The following is an 18966-nucleotide window of genomic DNA, read 5'->3' as shown; positions in this document are numbered from 1 at the left end:
GCCCGTCAGTTCTCGACACCGGGCGTGGTGATGGAGCCTTTCATGTCCTCACACAAACCACCGCTTCACGCTGACACGCTCCTCGCTCATGGCGGCGGTGGGTTCGATGCCGCGACCGGAGCTGTTGTGCCTCCCATTCCGGTGGCGACAACATTTGTGCGGGACGAAAACTACGCCTTGGTGAGCGACGGTCACCTTTATAGCCGGGACGACAATGACCTCTTCCGCAAGACGGAGAATCTGCTCGCAACGCTGGAAAACGGCGCGGAAAGCCGGCTGTTCTCTTCAGGCATGGCCGCAGTTGCAGCTGTTGCACGGGTTGTGAAACCGGGCGGTACTTTGATGGTCCAGTCCGGGATTTATTGGGGAACCACTCTGTTCCTGCGTGAACACTGCGCCCGCAACAACATCGCCCTGGTTGAATGCGATGCGAGCGATCTCGCCACCTTTCGTGATGAACTGGCTATCACCAAGCCCGACCTTGTCTGGCTTGAGGTTCCAAGCAATCCCTACCTCAAGGTCCCAGACATCGAGAAAGCCGCAGAACTCTGTAAAGCTGCGGACGCTCTCCTTGCGGTCGACGCCACAGCCGCAACCCCGCTGATCCTGAAGCCGCTCACACTTGGAGCGGATTTGGTCATGCATTCGGCAACAAAAGCCTTGAACGGACACTCTGATCTCCTTGGCGGTGTCGTCACCACACGCGATGCCAAGTCAGAAGCCTGGGACTTCATCAAGACGGAACGCAAGATGGCCGGCGCCGTGATGGGCTCATTTGAAGCTTGGCTGCTGCTGCGGGGTCTCAGAACCCTGAGCCTTCGCGTTGAGCGCATGAATGCCAACGCACAGGCTTTGGCAGAACACCTTGAGACGCACTCAAAGATCGAGAAGGTCCTTTATCCAGGGCTAGCCGGCCACAAGGACCACACAGTCGCAAAGGCACAGATGTCGGGCGGATATGGATCTTTGATGTCCGTTCAGACCAAGGGCGGCAAAGAGGAAGCGCTCAAAGTCACCGGAGCGCTGACGCTGTTCCAGCGGGCAACATCGCTGGGCGGTACGGAAAGCCTCATCGAGCATCGCCGCTCCATTGAAGGCGAAACTTCCGGTATCCCGGGGAACCTCCTGCGCCTCTCGCTTGGCATCGAACACATCGATGATCTGATCGCCGACTTCGATGCGGCACTGAAAGCAATCTAATCCATGGTCCTTGGAAAACCAGACAGTCAATCGCAATAGGCCGGTGATCCCGCACAAATCGAGAGGAGGACGCGCATGATCACATTCGCTCTTGCTGTTTTCTTCTTGATCATCACTCCTGGGCCCGGCGTCTTGTCGGTAGCAGGCGTAGGATCTGCGTTCGGTTTTGGGCCCGGCGCCCGCTACATTGCCGGGCTGTTTGTCGGCACAAACTTGGTTGCAATTGCCGTTGTGTCCGGCATGGCGACCGTAATCCTGGCAAATGAAAACATTCGCGCAGGTCTGTTGATCGCCTCGGTGCTTTACCTCCTTTACCTCGCCTATCGGATTGCCTTTGCGGGAACGCGTATTGCGTTCAAGGAAGCACCAAGCGCGCCTGGCTTTTGGGCGGGCGTCACACTGCAGTTGGTCAACCCCAAGGCCTATGCCGTGAACACAACTTTGCTGACGGGATTTGCTTTTTTGCCGTCGAGCCTCGTCGCGGAAACGCTATTAAAGTTCCTGATCATGAACCTGATCTGGATCCCGATACATTTTGGTTGGTTATATGTTGGAATGACAATCCACCGGCTCAATCTTGCCCCGCATGTGCAACGGCGGGTGAACATCGCCATGGCAATTTCAATGTTGATTGTGGTCGGTCTCGCGTTGCTTGCGCCCAAATAACCCGCCGCAACAAAAAGACTGCTCTGCTCATTCCTGCATCATCGAGCGAAGCCAGCTGATGAAGCTCTTCAGGGCGGGCCGCTTTACGCCGGGACGTGTGACCAAATAATACCCTGTCCCCGGATAGAGGCCCTCCTCAAACAGTACCCTTAGATTTCCCGCATCAATGTCAGGCTGGATAAAAGCTTTCGCAGTGGCGGAGATGCCTTCCCCCCGGCGAAGACCTTCCAGAACCATGTAGCCAGGCAGGTGCGTAACGCTCAGCTTGTTTTTCGGAACACCCCCCTGCCGCTCCAACCAGACACCTAGCTCATTGGTCCCGTATTCCTGGAGCCAGGGAAACTCCAGGATATCTTCCGGGTTTTCCATTTTCCGTTCGCCAATCAGGCAATCCGCCCCGACCACAACGAAATTGGTCGCCAAGAACAGTTCGGCTTCCAATCCAGGCCAATTGCCCTTTCCGAAACGAATGGCAAGGTCCGTACCACCAGGCGCCAGTTCGGTCACCTCGGCGCTCGGATTGAGCATGAGCTCGACACCTGGATGTTTATGCCGGAAATCGTTGATCCTTGGCATCAACCAACTCACTGCAAATGAGGGGGTCATCGTGATGTTCAGCGGGCGGGCTTCTCCGCTTGCGCCAATGGCCTCAACGGTTTCGCCGATCGTTTCAAACCCTTTTCGAAGGCCCTCATAGAGCTGCCGCCCTTCGTCCGTAAGCTCGATTCCGCGCCCTGCCCGGGCGACCAGCGGAAGACCAAGGTGTTTCTCCAGAGCCCGCACCTGCTGGCTGATCGCTGCATGTGTGACGTTCAACTCACGTCCGGCAGCGGACAGGCTTTTGCTTTCCGCGACAGTCGCAAATGCACGAAGGCTGTTGAGCGGGGGCATATTGCGCCAGTCCATATATTAGTTTTCCTTACATATTGAAAATCTTCCTGACTCGCTAAAGAAGGCCAGAAAACGCACATTATCCTCAGTCAACCGGATAGAAGGATGTTAGATCATGTTTAACGTTTATGCCCGTTCTTTCTTTGAGGCAACACGCTTCACACAAAACACACGCCCTGATCCTGCTACCCAACAGCATCAAGACCAGCAAACGGCCGCAAGAACACGGCACGCACGCTTGTGGCGTCGCGGCCCGTATTGGATCTGAGCGGGGGACTGACAAGTCCATCAAGATGCCCTAGAACTTTGCCGAACATCTGAACACCGAGGCCCGGCGGCAAGCCGGGCCTTCGTCTGCATGGGGAGCAAAATCATGGCAAAGGTGGCATTCATCGGTCTTGGGGTCATGGGATACCCGATGGCCGGTTTTTTGAAGACCAAAGGCGGCCATGACGTCACGGTCTACAACCGCACAACTGCGAAGGCGGAAAAATGGGCGGCCGAGTATGGTGGCTCCTTCGCGAAGACCCCGCAGGAAGCCGCTGAGGGGTGTGACTTTGTCTTCTGCTGCGTCGGCAATGACGATGATTTGCGGTCTGTCACCACCGGCCCGGATGGCGCGTTTCACAGCCTGAAAGACGGCGCGATTTTCATCGACAACACAACGGCTTCCGCAGAGGTCGCACGCGAACTCTATGAAGCGGCCAAAGCAAAGGGCTGCGGTTTTATCGATGCGCCCGTTTCAGGCGGCCAGGCCGGTGCTGAAAATGGCGTTTTGACCGTGATGTGCGGCGGAGATGAAGATGTCTTCGACAAAGCCAAACCGGTTATTGATTGTTTTTCCAAATTTGTCGGCTTGATGGGTCCGAGCGGCGCCGGTCAGCTCACAAAGATGTGCAATCAGATCTGCATCGCCGGGCTGGTTCAAGGACTGTCTGAAGCCATTCATTTCGCCGAAAAATCAAACCTTGATGTGGAGACCGTCATCTCCGCCATTCGCGGTGGTGCAGCTCAGTCCTGGCAGATGGAAAACCGCTGGGAAACCATGCGCGACGGCAAATTCGATTATGGTTTTGCGGTCGACTGGATGCGCAAGGACCTGGGTATCTGCCTGAAAACCGCAAGCGACACCGGCGCCCGCTTGCCGGTGACCGCACTGGTCGACCAGTTCTACGCTGAAGTCCAGGCCATGGGCGGAAACCGTTGGGACACCTCCAGCTTGGTTGCCCGCTTGCGGAACGCCGACAAAAGCTAAGTCCGCATGTCCCAAAGCCCAAAATCATCAGGTGAAGACTGGTCTTTCGACCGTGTTCTGGACACCTTGACGGCCCTGGGCTCAGAAGAAAACCGCGCCGGTATGGCGCGGTTCGGCATTGAAACGTCCAAGGCCTTCGGCGTTCCAATGGCAGAGCTGCGTCCCTTGGCGCGGCGTATAGGCAAACACGAAAACCTGGCTGATGAGCTTTGGGCCAGCGGGTATCATGAAGCGCGTCTGCTCGCTATTTTGACCATTCCGCAAGCAGCCTTGACAGATGAACGCGCCCTGCGGTGGTTGTCCGAAATCAGGTCCTGGGACCACTGCGATCAGTTGACCAACGTCCTGGCGCGGCGCGAAGGATCAGACGGCTTGATCGCACCCCTCGCCGCCAACGAGGAAGAATTTCTCCGGCGCGCAGCCTTCGCGCTGATCGCTTGGCGCGCCGTTCACGCGAAGAAATCGCCGGACACCGAGTTCCTCAGCTACCTGCCACTGATCAGAACAGCTGCCAGCGACCCCCGAAATTTTGTCTGGAAGGCGGTGCATTGGGCCTTGCGCCAGATCGGAAAGCGGTCTGCCAGTCTGCACGGCCCTGCCCTCCAGCTCGCTGAAGAGCTTTCTGAAAACCAGAACAAAACCGTAAGACGGGTCGGACGCGAATCGTTTCGGGAACTGAACTCCGACAAGGTGCGCCAGCGCCTTTCAATCAGCAAAGACTGAGTGCCCCATTTCACACTCTGCTCCGTTACTCAGATACAGCTTCCTGCGCAATGGCGTCCAGCAGCGTATTGATATCACCAATCGCGGCTTTCGACGCGTCTGATCCGGTTTCGGACAAGCGGCGGAACCCGACCGTAACGGTGCCTTCCGCATCCGGCGTGTCGTAGACGAACAAGGTGTATGGGCAATAGGCGATGTTGGCCGGGTCGGCTTCCATCACTTTTCGCGATAGATCCGCGGAGCAGAACAACATCGCCTGGGCGTTGGCATAGATCTGTCTTGTTCCCCCGACATCGGCGGATGTGCGCGCCAGCATATCACCAATATGGGAGGTGTAGTCGATGACAAGACCGCGGTTGATGATCGCGTTCTCAAGACCGAACCGGACATCTTCGAAGTCTGCCTCGACCGAATAGGCCGTCACGCCGTCCGGAGCATCTGCCTTGTCAGCCGCGTTGGCGGTTGCAGTGCCAACAAGCGCAAACGCTCCGATCGCGATGGCGCCAGCTGTGGTTAAACCCGTTTTCATACCGTCCTCCCAAGAAAGCTTTGATTTTTGGGAGGATATGGCACGATCACGGTGACCGCCATTGATACATCTCAATTTTTGAATGTTTTAGTCCGCGCGGCTTAGACCTCGACTTCTACGGTGCCGATTGGGTTGGAACAACAGGCAAGGATGAAGCCGTCCTCGATGTCCTCGTCGCTGATACCGCCGGAATGGACCATATGCACCTCGCCGGACACCTTCTTGACCTTGCAGGTGCCGCACACACCGAACGTACAGCCGGACGGAATGTTCAGTCCGGCATCCTTGGCAACAGCCAGGACAGTATCTGTTTCCGAGCACCAGGCCGACACGTTGGAACCAGTAAAGACGATATGCGCCTTGGTGTCTTCCTGCGGGACCACGTCGTCGAACTCGGTGAGCTCTTCCTTGGTTTCCGCCGGAGCCTGAAAGCTCTCCTGATGATACCGGTCCATATCGTAGCCGAGCGCATTCAGGATCTCGCGCACACCTTCCATGAACCCTTCAGGGCCGCAGCAATAGACGTCACGTTCCAGATAGTCGTTGCACATCAAACCAAGCATCAGCTGGTTGAAGTAACCACGATAGCCGGTCCAAACCTCGTAGGGATCGCTTTGATTGACAACGAAATGCAGCTGCAGACCGTTCGTCCGGCAGGCCATATATTCAAGGCGCTTGCGGAAAATCAGCTCTGCCGGCCGGTTGGCGCACTGAATGAAGCATATATCCGGCTCTTCACCGCGCTCGAACAACGTGCCCGCCATCGACATCATCGGCGTCACGCCAGATCCGGCAGAGATAAATAGGAACTTTCCGTCCGGGTTCGCAGGAAGATGGAAAAGGCCTGCTGGTCCATAGGCCTTGATCTGCATGCCGGGGGCCAGATGATCGAGCATCCAGCGAGTCCCGATGCTACCTTCCTGGGCCTTCACCGTCACCGATAGATAGGCCTGCGTCACTGGTGAAGAAGAAATCGTGTAGGTGCGCTGCACGTTCCCGCCAGGGACCGGCAGGTCAAGCGTGACGAACTGGCCGGCCTTGTAAACAAACCGGTTGCCGGACGGCGGACGGAACGTGAAGGTCTTCACGTTTGGCGCCTCCGGCAAAACGTTCACGCATTCCAGCATCTCGGCATCGGTCCAGACAGGTGTGTCCTTGTCCGGCATCGGGATCATCGCCATGACTTACTCCGCTGCCACACGAAACCGGCGCACAAGGCCCTTCTCAAGGGTGCGAGCATACCAGTCGACAAACTGGATCACGCCGCTTTCCTGAACAGGCGAATATGGTCCGGGTTCATAGGCCGGAGAGTTGATACCGATCTGGTTCTCTTCGACAATTTGCCGGTCTTCATCGTTGGTGTGCACCCAAACCTCGGTCAGCCGCTTCAAATCATAGTCGACGCCTTCCTGGGCATCTTTGTGCACCAACCATGTCGTCGTAACCCGGGTTTCCATCGGCCCGACTGGGAGCACGCTAAATGTCAGAACACTGTCGGAGAGGAAATGGTTCCACGTGTTCGGATAATGGAAAAACAGGCACGTCCCGGCATTGTCGAACGGGATAGAGCCCACGCGTCGGGAGACAGCAGCCTTGCCATCCATAGTGTAGCTCACCGCGTCCCCAAGGAACGGAATGCGGACGAACCGCCACTGCTCGTTGTCGTTAATCACATATTTGGCCGGCAAGCCGGATTTTTCGCAGCGATCGACATGCGCGAGGCCCACATTAGAGCTGCTGGAATCGTCTCCGCCAACAAGATTTGGATCGTCGGAAAAGGTCCGGCAGAGCGACGGATGCGAACCGGAGCAGTGATAGCACTCGCGGTTGTTCTCAAGGACCAGTTTCCAGTTGGCCTTCTCCGTGATCGTCGACTGGTGCGCCACCTTCAGATTGGAGAGGTCATGCGGACCAAGATATCGGGATGCTTGAGCCTTCAGGTCCGCGATGTCGGGAGCGGCGTCGGCCAGGCAGATGAACACCATGCCTGACACATCAGCACAGTGGACCGGCTTCAACCCGTGATTTTCAGGCTTGAAGTCTTCGCCCATCTCCCGCGCCCACAGAAGCTTGCCATCAAGCTCGTAGGTCCACTGGTGATAGGGGCAGACAAGCTTCGGAGAGCTTCCCTTGGACGCAGAGCAAATGCGGCTGCCACGGTGCCGGCAGGAGTTGTGGAAGCTACGGATCTGACCGTCCGCACCGCGCACGATGATGATTGAATAGGCGCCGATTTCGAGCGTCACGTAATTCCCGGTCTTCGGCAATTCCGCAGACGGGATCGCAAACACCCACTCTTTGTGCCAGATGTGTTTCATGTCCGCCTGGAACACATCCTCATCAGCATAGAAGGCCTGCGGCAGGGAATAACCGGGGGTCCGGGACATGAGAAGCGAAAGAATATCAGCGTCGCTGTGCATTCTGCATCATCCTGTAAAAGCCGTTTGTAGTGGCCATTGATCTGGCGGATAATTGACGCGCATTTGTGATTTTACATAGCACAAAAACGGCATGATTTTATCCAAGTAAGACGTGCTGCAAATTCAGTCAGCTGTGCCGCTTTTCTAGATATCTTTCACTATCCTCAAAGCGTCATAGATTGCCGCATGTGTGTTACGGGCAGCAACCGCATCGCCGATCCGGTAGAGCGCAAAGGCCCCATCGGGATTCGCGCCTTGCGGCTGAGACCGGCCGAAGATCAAAGCGTCCTGATCCACCGCACCGAAGTTGGTCGATTTCGGTTTCAGCTCAAAATAGAGCTCATCCATCGGAACGGTGCCGTGATTGACAACAATCTGATCAAACTCACGCTCCTCGGTGTGCGCCGAGTAGTCCGTCCCAATCACAGCTGCCAATAGGTTGCCGGACCGGCGCACGCTTTTCAGGCGGTAGGTCACCGTAAAGCGCACATCCTTGTCCTGAAGCGCACGCATATAAGGCACCAGGTTCATCGCCATAACATCGGGCGCAAAGGACCGGTCCGGGGTCATGATCTCAACATGCGCCCCTGATGCTGCAATCATTTCTGCCGCCTGCAAGGCTGGATGATCTCCGGCATCGTCATAGACCAGAACACGCTTGCCGGGCTTGACGTCGCCCGCGATGATGTCCCAGGCCGACACCACCAGATCATTGCCCTCACCAAGCACGTCCGTGTGCGGCAAGCCTCCGGTTGCGATAATGACAGCATCCGGGTATTCAGATTCGATATCAGAGCTTTCCGCAAATCTGTTGAAGTGAAATGTCACCCCACGATTGGAACACTGCTGAAGACGCCAATCGATGATTGAAATCATCTCCCGGCGGCGCTCGGACTGCGCCGTCAACCGGATTTGACCACCAGCATCAGGCGCTGCTTCAAAAACCGTGACGTCATGACCACGTTCACTGGCAACACGCGCTGCTTCCAATCCCGCAGGCCCGGCTCCGACGACAACGACCTTCTTTTTCTCGCTTGCCGGCGGGATCTCATGCGGCATGGTCAGTTCCCGTCCAGTCGCCGCATTGTGGATGCACAGCGCATCACCGGCCTGGTAGATCCGATCCAGACAATAGGTCGCTCCTACGCAAGGACGAATATCGTCCTCGCGTTTCTCTGCGATCTTCTTCACGACATGAGGATCCGCCATATGGGCGCGGGTCATGCCCACCATATCAAGAAGACCCTCCGCGATCGCATGCCGAGCTGTGGCCACGTCCGGGATTTTCGCTGCGTGAAATGTCGGCAGTCCGATTTCCCTTTTGATGCGCCCGGCAAAATCAAGATGTGGCGCGTTGCGCATTCCTTGAACCGGAATAACGTCTGTCAGGCCCGGGTCGGTATCGATATGCCCGCGGATCACATTCAGGAAGTCGATCTTGGCCGACGCCTTCAAACGCCGGGCAATTTCCAGGCCTTCGGCTTCGGTGATCCCACCCTCAAGATCTTCGTCAGCCGTGAACCGGATCCCGACAATGAACTCATCGCCGACCCGATCACGTACCGCATCGATCACTTCCATCGAAAACCGCATCCGGTTCTCCAGAGACCCGCCATAGGGACCGTCGAGTGTGTTGGTGACCGGAGACCAGAACTGATCCATCAGATGTCCATAGGCCTGCAGCTCAATGCCATCCATGCCGCCGTCTTTCATGCGCTCAGCGGCATCGGCATAATCTTGAACAATCCGGGCAATGTCCCAGTCTTCGACCTGTTTCGGAAAGGCACGGTGGGCCGCTTCCCGCTCATGGCTTGACGAAACGGCCGGCAGCCAGTCCCCCTTATTCCAATGGGTCCGCCGGCCAAGATGGGTCAGCTGGATCATCACCGCGCAGCCATGGTCATGACAGGAATCGGTCAGCCGTTTAACCCAGGGCACCACCTCGTCCTTATAGGCCAGGATATTGTTGAAGACCGGTGGGGAGTTGCGCGAGACGGCAGCAGATCCGGCCGTCATAGTCAGGGCGACGCCGGCCTTGGCCCGGGTCTCGTGATAGGCACGGTAACGGTCCTTCGGCATCCCGTCTTCAGGATAAGCGGGTTCATGAGAGGTGATCATGATCCGGTTTTTCAATGTCAGATGTTTCAGCTGATACGGCTGCAGCAACGGATCTTTCGACATGCCTCTCCCTCTTGTGCGCATGCCCGCGATGGTCGCGGAATACTCTCAGTTAAGGCCGCATAGGCTTCTTTGAAAAGTCGGAAAAACGACATTTATGTCGGATTTGAAAACATAGGTGTCAATTTTGCTTGTTTCTGCAGATTTGCGCTGATAACGGATCTAAATGAACACAGATTTGATCAGCAAAACATCGGGATGGCGCGGGTCCCGCGACATATGGGTCCAGGCGGCTTATGTGGCGCTTTTGGATGGCGGTATTGATGCGGTCAAAGTCATGCCCTTGAGCGACCGGCTCGGCCTGTCGCGCACCAGTTTTTACGGCCACTTTTCCAATCGGCAGGACCTTCTGGACGCGTTGATCACGCTTTGGCAAACCAAAAACACCGGCAATCTTGTCCAACGGACCGAAGCCTACGCTGAGACCATCACGGAAGCGATGCTGAATATTTTCGATCTGTGGCTTTTGCCGGAGCTGTTCGATTCCCGCCTGGAGTTTGCCGTCCGCAACTGGGCGCACACCGACCCGCAGCTGGCAAAACTTCTGAATGAGGCCGATCAGGTGCGCGTCGACGCCTTGGAAGCTCTGTTTTTGCGGTTTGGCGATGCGCCGCAATACGCAAATGTGCGCGCGAACACCGTTTATCAAACCCAGATCGGTTATATCTCGATGAAAGTGGACGGGCCGTCCGAACCGCTGGAACCGCGCCTGGCACGCATGCCCCACTACGCGGAGATTTTCACCGGCCAACCGGTCTCAGACGCCGAGATCGCCCGCTTCCGCGCCCGGCATCCTATTGTTTGAATGCGCCTTTAAGCGTCCTTGTCAGCTTTCGGCTTTTCTGTGGCGACATAGGCCAGGGGCAACGCAGTGGTGTTTTTGATTTGCTCCATCGCGAAGGTGGTAGACACATCAGAGATATCAATCTTGGCGATCAAGCGTTTGTAAAACGAGTCGTAGGCTTCGATGTCCGGAACCGCGACGCGCAGGAGATAATCCACCTGCCCCGCCATGCGGTAAAACTCGACCACCTCGGGAAACTCCTGAATGACGTCGGCAAATTTCTTCAGCCAATCTTCAGAGTGCTGGCTTGTGGTGATGGCAACGAAAGCCGTCACCTTTGCATTGACCTTGGTCGGATCGAGCAACGCCACCCGGCCCGTGATCACACCGTCTTCTTCCATCTTCTGGATGCGCCGCCAGCACGGCGTGGTCGATAGCCCAACCCGTCGGCCGATTTCGGCAACGGGCACGGTACAGTCTTCCTGAAGGATGGAGAGAATACGGCGGTCTATGCGGTCGATCATGGTCTTGCCTGAGAAAACGCAGCGTCACCAAGCTTTGGGACGCCCCAAAATGACAGGATTCTTTTTGCCTGCCGGGTCCAGATCCCGCAATACCGTTCTACATGGGGGGAAGGCAAGAGAAATTGAGATTTATCTTCCAATTTCGGAGCTGAATTTGCTTGAAACAGCACCTCCTCAGTGCAATTTCCACGGTAGAATAGAAATTTATTCGAATTTTGGAAGGAGACCGGCATGACACGTTTGCACCTTGGCACAAAAGCGATTGTGGCCGCCGCATGTGCTATCTTGTTTCAGGTCACAAGCCTGACCAGTGCCGCACAGGCGCTGGACGCATCTCCTTTGGTCAGCGTCGAGTGGCTTGAGACCAATCAAGACGACGAAAACCTTCTAGTCCTCGACATTCGCTCCCCGCTCGCCAAGTCCGGTAAAGACGATTACCTGAAAGGTCATATTCCGGGAGCTATCTGGAGCGAATATCCGGGTTTCTGGCGCACCTCGCGCGGCGATGTGACGGGCGTTCTGCCGTCGATTGAAAAGCTGGAGGCTTCGTTATCTGAACTCGGCGTTCATGAAGACCGGACCGTCGTTCTGGTTCCGGCTGGCACATCTCACCTCGATTTTGGGGCTGCGACCCGGATCTACTGGACCTTCAAGTATCTCGGCCACGACAAAGTCGCCATTTTGGATGGTGGCCACAATGCGTGGGTAAAAGCCGGCAAGCCCCTTGAAACAGGAGAAGTCGTGCCAGAGGGTGACATGTTCATTGCCGAGCCACGTCCTGAGCTGCTGGTTTCGACCGACGATGTAGCGTCCCTCATTGGTGGGGATGCCATTCTGCTCGACGGACGGCCGCTGGCACAGTTTGAAGGCGCCGAGAAGCACAAGGATGCAACCCGCTTCGGTCATCTGCCGGGCGCAACCCACTTCGACCAGGCAAAGTTCTATGACACTGAAAGCAACCAGTTGAAGCCGCAGGCAGCTTTGGCCTCGCTGGCAGAGAATGCGGTTTCCGACTCTGACACACCGGTCGTCTCCTACTGCAACACTGGTCACTGGGCTGCAACGAACTGGTTCGTTTTGAGCGAGCTGCTCGGCCACAAGAATGTCGCCGTTTATGACGACAGCATGGTTGGCTGGAGCCAGCAAAAAGACCTGCCGATCTCAAGCCCGAAAACGGCAACGAACTAAGCTTTTCCCCTGGGGTTGGCATGGCATCCATAAATGTGTCACCCCTCACCTTACGCCCGGCCCAACAGCCGGGCGATTTCTTTTTGAAGGACCGGCAAAAGCTCCGCTTCGAACCACGGGTTCTTTTTAAGCCATGAATTGTTGCGCCAGGACGGATGGGGCAACGGCAGCACAAGCGGACGGTCAGACCGTCCACTTACTTGAAAGTAGGTCTCCCATGCAGCGACGGTCTCCGTCAAAGAGCCCTTGCGCGCCTTACCCAGATGGAAGGCCTGTGCATATTGCCCGATAACCAGGATCAATTCGATTTGCGGCATGGCTGCAAACACACGATCGTGCCAGACTTTTCGGCATTCCGGGCGCGGTGGCAAATCCCCTCCCTTGGCATCCAGGCCCGGAAAACAGAACCCCATCGGCACGATTGCCAGCAGGTCCGGGTCGTAAAAGACATCTTCCCCAATCCCCATCCAGGACCTTAACCGGTCCCCGGACGGGTCTGTAAAGGGGCGCCCGCTCTTGTGCACACGTGTCCCAGGTGCCTGGCCGCTAATGCAAATCCGCGCCGTCGAAGATGTTTGGAGAACCGGCCGGGGCTCATGTGGCAAGGGCGCCTTTTCCGGGTTCTCGATACAAATCCGGCACGCGCGCACTGCGTTAGAGAGAGCTTCAATTTCTTCGATTTTCGTCAATTCAATCAATGCCTTAATTTTAGCGATCCGGTTAACCCTTTGCTTACCACAATTCTAGGGACGATCTTAAGGAATGGTGAGTCAAAACAAGGAAACAAGCATAATCGAAATAACCAATTGAACACCTTGGGCAGGCCGAATGGACACCGCCGCGTCAGTAAAAGACGACGACAGTCAGGCAATTGATCGGGATCGCGCGCGCCGCCGGCGCGAGATGGCCCGTTCGGCCGGAAATGTCCGCAGCCGCCTCGGCACATCTGACCGGCAGCACTCAACCTTTGAGCTGGAACGCCAGCATCTCTTCGCCGACACACGGATCAACGCGGCTTTTGCGGTTCCCCTTCTGGTGCTTATCGTCACCGCGATCTCTGTAATCTGGCTGAACCCGTTTTTTCTCGGCGCCTGGCTCATTGTTACGCTTTGCACGCATCTCTTGATGGTCGTCACGTGCCACTCATATGAGCGCGCACCGTCAGACCAAAAGGCCCGGATCTATTGGCGCCGCCGCTTCACCCTCGGCGACCTGCTCTATGGATGCTCATGGGCGGTGTTCTTTCTCCTGCCGCGTTCCGACAATGCGGGCGACGGGTTTGTGATCTTTCACTTTGCGACGCTCCTGATTGTCGTTGCAATGAACACCATGCAATCGGCAACGCTGCCGAGGTGCCTGTTGGCGAGCACCTTGCCGATGACGCTCATCGTCACGGCGAGCTTCTTGCAGCAGATCGACCCGATCCACTACACGCTGGCTGCCATGGCGATTGGCGCACAGGGCTTCTTCTTCATTCTCGGCAATCAGCTCTTGAAGAACGCCAATACGATGCTGGAGTACCGCGCCGAAAAGGACCATCTGATTGCCGAATTGGAAACGGCCAACGCCATGTCGGACGAAGCACGCCGCCGCGCCGAAGCTGCAAACGTTGCCAAGTCACGCTTCCTGGCGACGATGAGCCACGAACTCCGGACACCGCTCAATGCCATCCTCGGGTTTTCAGAAATCATGAAGGATGAGGTGCTCGGTCCGATGAAGAACGACACCTACAAGAGCTATTCCGCCGATATTCACGGCTCAGGCCAACACTTGTTGAATCTCATCAATGAAATTCTCGATCTGTCGCGGATTGAAGCGGGCCGGCATGAGTTGCAGGAAGAATCGCTTTATCTGGAAGAGGTCGTGGAAGAGTGCGGGTCGATGATGACCGTACGCGCCAACGCCAAGAACATCATGCTGCATCACACCCATGAACCGGATATGCCCCAGGTGTGGGCCGACGAGCGCGCATTGCGTCAGGTCGTCCTCAACCTCATTTCAAATGCGGTGAAGTTTACCCCGGTGGGCGGGGAAGTGCATATCAAGGTCGGCCGAACCAGCGACGATGGGCAATATGTTTCCATCACCGACACCGGCCCCGGCATTCCGGAAGATGAAATTCCGACAGTGCTGGAAGCCTTTGGCCAGGGGTCTCATGCCATCAAGAGCGCGGAACCCGGCACAGGGCTAGGACTGTCAATCGTTCAGGCGCTCGTTGGAATGCATGACGGCAAATTCGTGATCAAATCCCAGCTGGGTGTCGGCACCGAGGCAATCATGTCCCTGCCCCGCGCCCGGGTGATGAACTATTCACCGGACGTCGTTTGGGCAGACACAGAAAGCACCGACTTCGACCTTGAGAACGCACGCAGCGCATAAGGCCGTGAGACCCGTTTCGTCACTCCGACTTTTCTGAGACCCCGGCATCAGCGAAGGTTGCCATTCCAGAATGCACCTCGGCCGCGGTCTTGATGATCCCGGCCGCCAACGCAGCTCCGCTCCCTTCACCTAAACGCATGCCGAAATCGAACAGCGCATCTTTGCCCATATGGGACAGCGCTTTGGCATGGGCTTGTTCGGCAGAGACATGCGCAAACAGGCAATGATCCAGTCCTTCCGGATCCATCGCGAAAACCACTGCAGCAGCCGCCGTTGCAACGAACCCATCCACCACCACGGGAACGCGCTGAAGGCGCGCGGCGATGATCAGTCCGGCCATGGCTGCGATTTCACGTCCGCCAACCTTGCGAAGCACTTCCAGTGGGTCTTTTTCGCCGTTCAGCCGGTTCACGGCCTTTTCAACGGCGTCACGTTTGCGCGCCAAACCTTCGTCGTCTACGCCGGTGCCACGGCCAATCCAGTCAGCAGCCGATCCGCCAAACAGGCCATTCAAGACAGCTGCTGCAACGGTCGTGTTACCAATGCCCATTTCTCCGAGACAGATCAGATCGATACCACCCGCTAGCGCTTCCATTCCGTAAGCCATGGTGGCCGCGCAGTTGGCCTCATCCAGCGCATCCTCCTGGGTGATGCTTGGTGTTGGCATATCAACGGCAAGATCAAACACCTTCAGGCCAATGTCGTTGACCCGGCAGATCTGATTGATAGCCGCCCCGCCAGCTGCGAAGTTTTCGACCATTTGCCGGTTCACCGCACTTGGAAATGCTGAAACGCCTTCGTCCGCTACGCCATGCGCTGTTGCAAAAATCCCGACCATCGGCCGGGTGATTTTCGGCGGGGCCTTGCCGGACCATGCCGCAAGCCATTCCGCGATCTCTTCCAGACGGCCCAAAGACCCGGCAGGCTTGGTGAGTTCTGCATCCCGCGCCTTCACCTTCTGAAGCGCCTCTTCGTCCGGGCCAGGCATGGACTTGACCAGGTTGCGAATATCGTCGAATGGCAGCGCGGTTTCGGACAGGGACATGGTGCTCACAGTTCCAATTGATGGGCGGAAAGTTAGGCCGCCTCTTGGTCTCTTCAAGAGGCCGTTCTATAACCGCCCCTTGATAAAACTCAAGCTCCGGACCGAACAGGATGCCGTCTGAAAACGACCAAAACACTGAAACTGCATCCGAAACAAAGCCTGAGTTTTCTTGGGACCAATCAACCACGACGGTATCATCTCTAGCGGTCCTGTTCGCTGATATGGCAGCCTGCGTCCGATTCTTTTCGCGCATGCCTCTTCAGAAGCTCAACGTGGCCGATGATCCGGCAGCGCTTCCGGATTTTAGCCGTATCTCAAGAGCTGCTCCGCTCGCAGGTGCGTTTGTGGCCCTTCCGGCGGCAGGCCTGCTGCTGGTTTTTGGAGCAACCAGCCTCCCGCCACTCGTTGTCGCCGTGATGGCCGCAGCCGTCCTCACGATCGTGACCGGCGCCTTGCACGAAGACGGCTTGAGCGATGTTGCCGACGGTTTTTTTGGAGGGGCCACGATCTCCAAGAGACTGGAAATCATGAAGGACAGCCGGATCGGGGCCTTTGGCGCAATTGCACTGGTCTTTGCCATTGTTCTGAGGGTTGCTTTGATCGCAGCCTTTCTGGACCGGTTCGGAGCCGCGGACACGGCCTTGCTTATTGTGACCAGTGAAGCCTTCAGCCGGTTCCTGATGGTATGGCAATGGCACCGTCTCCCCCTGGCCCGGCCCGATGGACTTGGGGCCCGGTTCGGCAAACCATCTGATGCTGCCCTGCGCCAATGTGTTCTGGTTATGCTGGTGCTTTTGCTCCCGGCACTTCTAGCTTTGCCGCTGCAAGCTGCCGGAATCGGCATTGGGATCGCCGGCGCTGCGGCTTTGAGTGTGGCACAGGTGGCACTGTCCAAGATCAATGGAACAACCGGAGATGTCCTAGGGGCAATTCAGCAGATCAGCGGACTTGGATTCCTGACCGGAGTGCTTATGGTGGCCGTGTAACCAGGCGGTGATCCGGACCGAGCAAGAGGCGTGGCCGTTGATGTTGAGTATTTCAGTTCCCGCGCCAGCGAGGCTTGCCGTCTCGGCACTGCTTCTCGCCTTGTTGCTCAGCGCCTGCGGCAGCCGGCCAACGACAGGCGCTCTGGCTATCAACACCGATCCTGCTGTTGGTGCGCAAGACCACGACATACTGATCGTTACCACGCGCGAGAAAGACCCGACGCCAGATACTTTTTTCAACGGCGAGCGCTCCCAGACCATCAATTATGCCGAGGCGACGATTTCCGTCCCGCCTGCTCACAAGGCAGGTGCGGTCGAATGGCCGCGCGAACTTCCAGGAAACCCCAAAACCGATTTCGTGGCCCGAAGCGCCGGTTACATCGAAAATGACCAGATCTTTTTGAAACAGCTGAACCAGCAGCTCGCTGAATTTCCCAAGGGCAAACGGGATGTGATGCTGTTCATTCACGGTTACAACACTTTGTTTGTTGAAGGCCTCTATCGGTTCACGCAATTTGTCCATGATTCTCAGGCGCCGGTTGTCCCGGTCCTGTTCACCTGGGCTTCGCGAGGACAACTCCAGGGATACGTCTACGACCTGAACAGCGCTTCGATCGCACGTGACAGTCTGGAGCAGACGTTTCGATTGCTTGCGAAAAGCAATGCGGACAGCATTTCGATCCTGGCGCACTCAATGGGCAATTACTTGCTGCTTGAAACTGCACGCCAAATGCCTGCAGCGGAACGCCGCCAATTCGACCGCAAGGTCGGCAGTGTTGTTCTGGCAGCCCCAGACATTGATATAGATCTGTTCAAATCCAGCCTACGCAAACTTGGAAAGCCGGCGAAACCTTACATCATTGTCGTTTCCAGAGACGACAAGGCCCTGCGCCTGTCCCGGGCAATTGCCGGCGGGGTGGAGCGGGTCGGTGCCTACTCAGATGACGAGGAACTGGCGGAACTCGGCGCGATTGTCTTTGATGTGACCGAACTTGACGCAGGTGAAACATCCAGCCACAGCAAGTTTGCGGCCTTGGCCGAATACTCCCCCGGCCTAAGGGATGCGTTGCTGAAAAGCGGCTTGACCGATCAAAACAGCGTCACCGGCCCGAAAACCCTGGGCGATGATCTCGGCAGTTTTGTCGGCAACACCACACAGGCCGCTGTCACGCTGCCTATCAAAATCATAGCTGCACCATTTACACTGGCGACAGGTGGATTCTAAGAGTTGAGAATTGTGAAATTCTTGAAAGAAGCATTGGCAGCACCAGCTTCAAACGCCATATGGACACCATGAAGTCACCTTGCATCAAAATCTGCCAGATCGACCAGGTCAGCCGCCTTTGCACCGGATGTTTCCGCACGCTTGATGAAATTGCGTCTTGGAGCACCTATGACGACGCCCGGCGGCAAGCGATCATGGACAGCTTGGACACCCGGCGCATGCGTTTTTCTGCCGGAGAAGCGGCGCTCACGTGAACGGGCGCGGACAGTACCGGGGCTTTGCACTTGTCATCCTGATCACGGTGATGGCGGCCGCAGTCTTCTATTTCTTCTTTGGCGATCCGACAGACCCGGAAAATCTCAATTTCGACGACACCGGACCGCGGGTCGTCGCTCTCTCGACTCTCGCCTTTGTCTTCCTGGCCAGCTTCATTTTTGGACAGCCGAAAGTGCGCGACATTATTCAGGGAACGCTCTTCTGGGGCGGTTTGTGTGCCTTGCTGGTGGTCGGCTACACCTACCGGACTGATCTGGTGCAGGCCGGTTACCGGGTCCTTGGCTCTTTGGCGCCAGGTATGGCGGTCACCCAGGCCGACGGCTCGATCCTGATCGTGCGGGACGCCGGTGGGCATTTCGTGGTCGACGGCCGCGCCAATGGCAGGAAAACAAGCTTTCTGCTCGACACAGGCGCGAGCGCCGTTGTCCTCACCTATCAAGATGCAGCCAGGGCCGGAATTCCGGAACGCGATCTGTCGTTCACCGTGCCGGTGGCAACGGCCAACGGGCGGACACTTGTTGCCCCCATCCGGATCGACAATCTGACGATCGGTGATCACACCTTGCGCAATGTCCGGGCGTTTGTCGCGCGGGACGGCTCACTCGGTCAAAGCCTGCTCGGCATGACCGCGCTCGACCGTCTTCGAAGCTGGCGCATCGAGGGCGACCGGCTGATCATGAATCCATAGAAAATAGCC

General features: G+C 56.8%; 19 protein-coding genes. 11 read left to right on the top strand and 8 right to left on the bottom strand.

Annotated elements, in window-relative coordinates; translation table 11 throughout:
• The first annotated feature begins 42 nt into the window (after positions 1 to 42).
• On the top strand, positions 43 to 1200 hold the full coding sequence (locus tag AC0J4F_RS15610; protein WP_473023957.1) for a trans-sulfuration enzyme family protein: 1158 nt from the start codon (positions 43 to 45) through the stop codon (positions 1198 to 1200).
• A 75-nt stretch (positions 1201 to 1275) separates the two neighbouring features.
• Positions 1276 to 1866 carry a LysE family transporter gene (locus AC0J4F_RS15605; protein WP_133947028.1) on the top strand — a complete coding sequence of 197 codons (591 nt, stop codon included), beginning with the start codon at positions 1276 to 1278 and terminating at the stop codon, positions 1864 to 1866.
• A 27-nt stretch (positions 1867 to 1893) separates the two neighbouring features.
• On the opposite strand, the gene AC0J4F_RS15600 is transcribed toward AC0J4F_RS15605, so the two are convergent.
• Positions 1894 to 2772 (bottom strand): LysR substrate-binding domain-containing protein, encoded by an 879-nt coding sequence (locus AC0J4F_RS15600; protein ID WP_209002179.1) that lies wholly within the window; start codon positions 2770 to 2772, stop codon positions 1894 to 1896.
• Positions 2773 to 3130: 358 nt separating this feature from the next.
• Between AC0J4F_RS15600 and AC0J4F_RS15595 the strand changes: the two genes are divergently transcribed.
• Both AC0J4F_RS15595 and AC0J4F_RS15590 read left to right on the top strand, forming a co-directional pair.
• Positions 3131 to 4012 (top strand): NAD(P)-dependent oxidoreductase, encoded by an 882-nt coding sequence (locus tag AC0J4F_RS15595; RefSeq protein WP_306148498.1) that lies wholly within the window; start codon positions 3131 to 3133, stop codon positions 4010 to 4012.
• 6 nt (positions 4013 to 4018) lie between these two features.
• On the top strand, positions 4019 to 4735 hold the full coding sequence (locus AC0J4F_RS15590) for a DNA alkylation repair protein (RefSeq protein ID WP_473023956.1): 717 nt from the start codon (positions 4019 to 4021) through the stop codon (positions 4733 to 4735).
• 25 nt (positions 4736 to 4760) lie between these two features.
• On the opposite strand, the gene AC0J4F_RS15585 is transcribed toward AC0J4F_RS15590, so the two are convergent.
• The 4 genes from AC0J4F_RS15585 to AC0J4F_RS15570 form a co-directional block, all read right to left on the bottom strand.
• Complete coding sequence (locus AC0J4F_RS15585) at positions 4761 to 5264, bottom strand: DUF302 domain-containing protein (protein ID WP_473023955.1); 504 nt, start codon at positions 5262 to 5264, stop codon at positions 4761 to 4763.
• Between the two features lie 101 nt (positions 5265 to 5365).
• Positions 5366 to 6445, bottom strand: coding sequence for an FAD-binding oxidoreductase (locus AC0J4F_RS15580; RefSeq protein WP_473023954.1), 1080 nt, complete (start codon positions 6443 to 6445; stop codon positions 5366 to 5368).
• Between the two features lie 3 nt (positions 6446 to 6448).
• Positions 6449 to 7684 (bottom strand): aromatic ring-hydroxylating oxygenase subunit alpha, encoded by a 1236-nt coding sequence (locus AC0J4F_RS15575; RefSeq protein WP_422023214.1) that lies wholly within the window; start codon positions 7682 to 7684, stop codon positions 6449 to 6451.
• Between the two features lie 144 nt (positions 7685 to 7828).
• A complete protein-coding gene (locus tag AC0J4F_RS15570; protein ID WP_473023953.1) occupies positions 7829 to 9865 on the bottom strand; it encodes an oxidoreductase in 2037 nt (678 codons plus the stop codon).
• Between the two features lie 163 nt (positions 9866 to 10028).
• Between AC0J4F_RS15570 and AC0J4F_RS15565 the strand changes: the two genes are divergently transcribed.
• On the top strand, positions 10029 to 10667 hold the full coding sequence (locus tag AC0J4F_RS15565; RefSeq protein WP_473023952.1) for a TetR/AcrR family transcriptional regulator: 639 nt from the start codon (positions 10029 to 10031) through the stop codon (positions 10665 to 10667).
• 8 nt (positions 10668 to 10675) lie between these two features.
• Here the strand turns inward: AC0J4F_RS15565 and AC0J4F_RS15560 are convergent, their stop codons facing one another.
• Positions 10676 to 11167 (bottom strand): Lrp/AsnC family transcriptional regulator, encoded by a 492-nt coding sequence (locus AC0J4F_RS15560; protein ID WP_209002254.1) that lies wholly within the window; start codon positions 11165 to 11167, stop codon positions 10676 to 10678.
• 234 nt (positions 11168 to 11401) lie between these two features.
• Here AC0J4F_RS15560 and AC0J4F_RS15555 point away from each other — a divergent pair, with 234 nt between their 5' ends.
• Positions 11402 to 12358, top strand: a complete 957-nt coding sequence (locus AC0J4F_RS15555; protein WP_133947019.1) for a sulfurtransferase — start codon at positions 11402 to 11404, stop codon at positions 12356 to 12358.
• A gap of 50 nt (positions 12359 to 12408) precedes the next feature.
• Here AC0J4F_RS15555 and AC0J4F_RS15550 read toward each other — a convergent pair whose 3' ends face one another.
• A complete protein-coding gene (locus tag AC0J4F_RS15550) occupies positions 12409 to 13056 on the bottom strand; it encodes a uracil-DNA glycosylase family protein (protein ID WP_133947018.1) in 648 nt (215 codons plus the stop codon).
• 130 nt (positions 13057 to 13186) lie between these two features.
• On the opposite strand from AC0J4F_RS15550, the gene AC0J4F_RS15545 reads away from it, so the two are divergent.
• Complete coding sequence (locus tag AC0J4F_RS15545; RefSeq protein ID WP_473023951.1) at positions 13187 to 14737, top strand: sensor histidine kinase; 1551 nt, start codon at positions 13187 to 13189, stop codon at positions 14735 to 14737.
• 19 nt (positions 14738 to 14756) lie between these two features.
• Here AC0J4F_RS15545 and cobT read toward each other — a convergent pair whose 3' ends face one another.
• Positions 14757 to 15782 carry a nicotinate-nucleotide--dimethylbenzimidazole phosphoribosyltransferase gene (gene cobT, locus AC0J4F_RS15540; protein WP_133947016.1) on the bottom strand — a complete coding sequence of 342 codons (1026 nt, stop codon included), beginning with the start codon at positions 15780 to 15782 and terminating at the stop codon, positions 14757 to 14759.
• Positions 15783 to 16054: 272 nt separating this feature from the next.
• Between cobT and AC0J4F_RS15535 the strand changes: the two genes are divergently transcribed.
• The 4 genes from AC0J4F_RS15535 to AC0J4F_RS15520 all read left to right on the top strand — a co-directional run bounded on the left by AC0J4F_RS15535 (position 16055) and on the right by AC0J4F_RS15520 (position 18957).
• Positions 16055 to 16768, top strand: coding sequence for an adenosylcobinamide-GDP ribazoletransferase (locus tag AC0J4F_RS15535; protein ID WP_473023950.1), 714 nt, complete (start codon positions 16055 to 16057; stop codon positions 16766 to 16768).
• Positions 16769 to 16808: 40 nt separating this feature from the next.
• The gene (locus AC0J4F_RS15530) at positions 16809 to 17993 is read left to right on the top strand and encodes an alpha/beta hydrolase (RefSeq protein WP_473023949.1); all 1185 of its coding nucleotides are present in this window, start codon (positions 16809 to 16811) and stop codon (positions 17991 to 17993) included.
• Positions 17994 to 18061: 68 nt separating this feature from the next.
• Positions 18062 to 18247, top strand: a complete 186-nt coding sequence (locus tag AC0J4F_RS15525) for a DUF1289 domain-containing protein (protein WP_209002176.1) — start codon at positions 18062 to 18064, stop codon at positions 18245 to 18247.
• Entirely contained in the window at positions 18244 to 18957 is a 714-nt protein-coding gene (locus AC0J4F_RS15520) for a retropepsin-like aspartic protease family protein (RefSeq protein WP_133947014.1), read from the top strand. The genes AC0J4F_RS15525 and AC0J4F_RS15520 overlap by 4 nt, the downstream gene beginning before the upstream one ends.
• Positions 18958 to 18966 lie beyond the last annotated feature (9 nt).

The organism is Roseibium sp. R5, assembly GCF_055755305.1.
The sequence above is the reverse complement of the archived record's forward strand: the minus strand, read 5'-3'. Positions and strand labels throughout refer to the sequence as shown.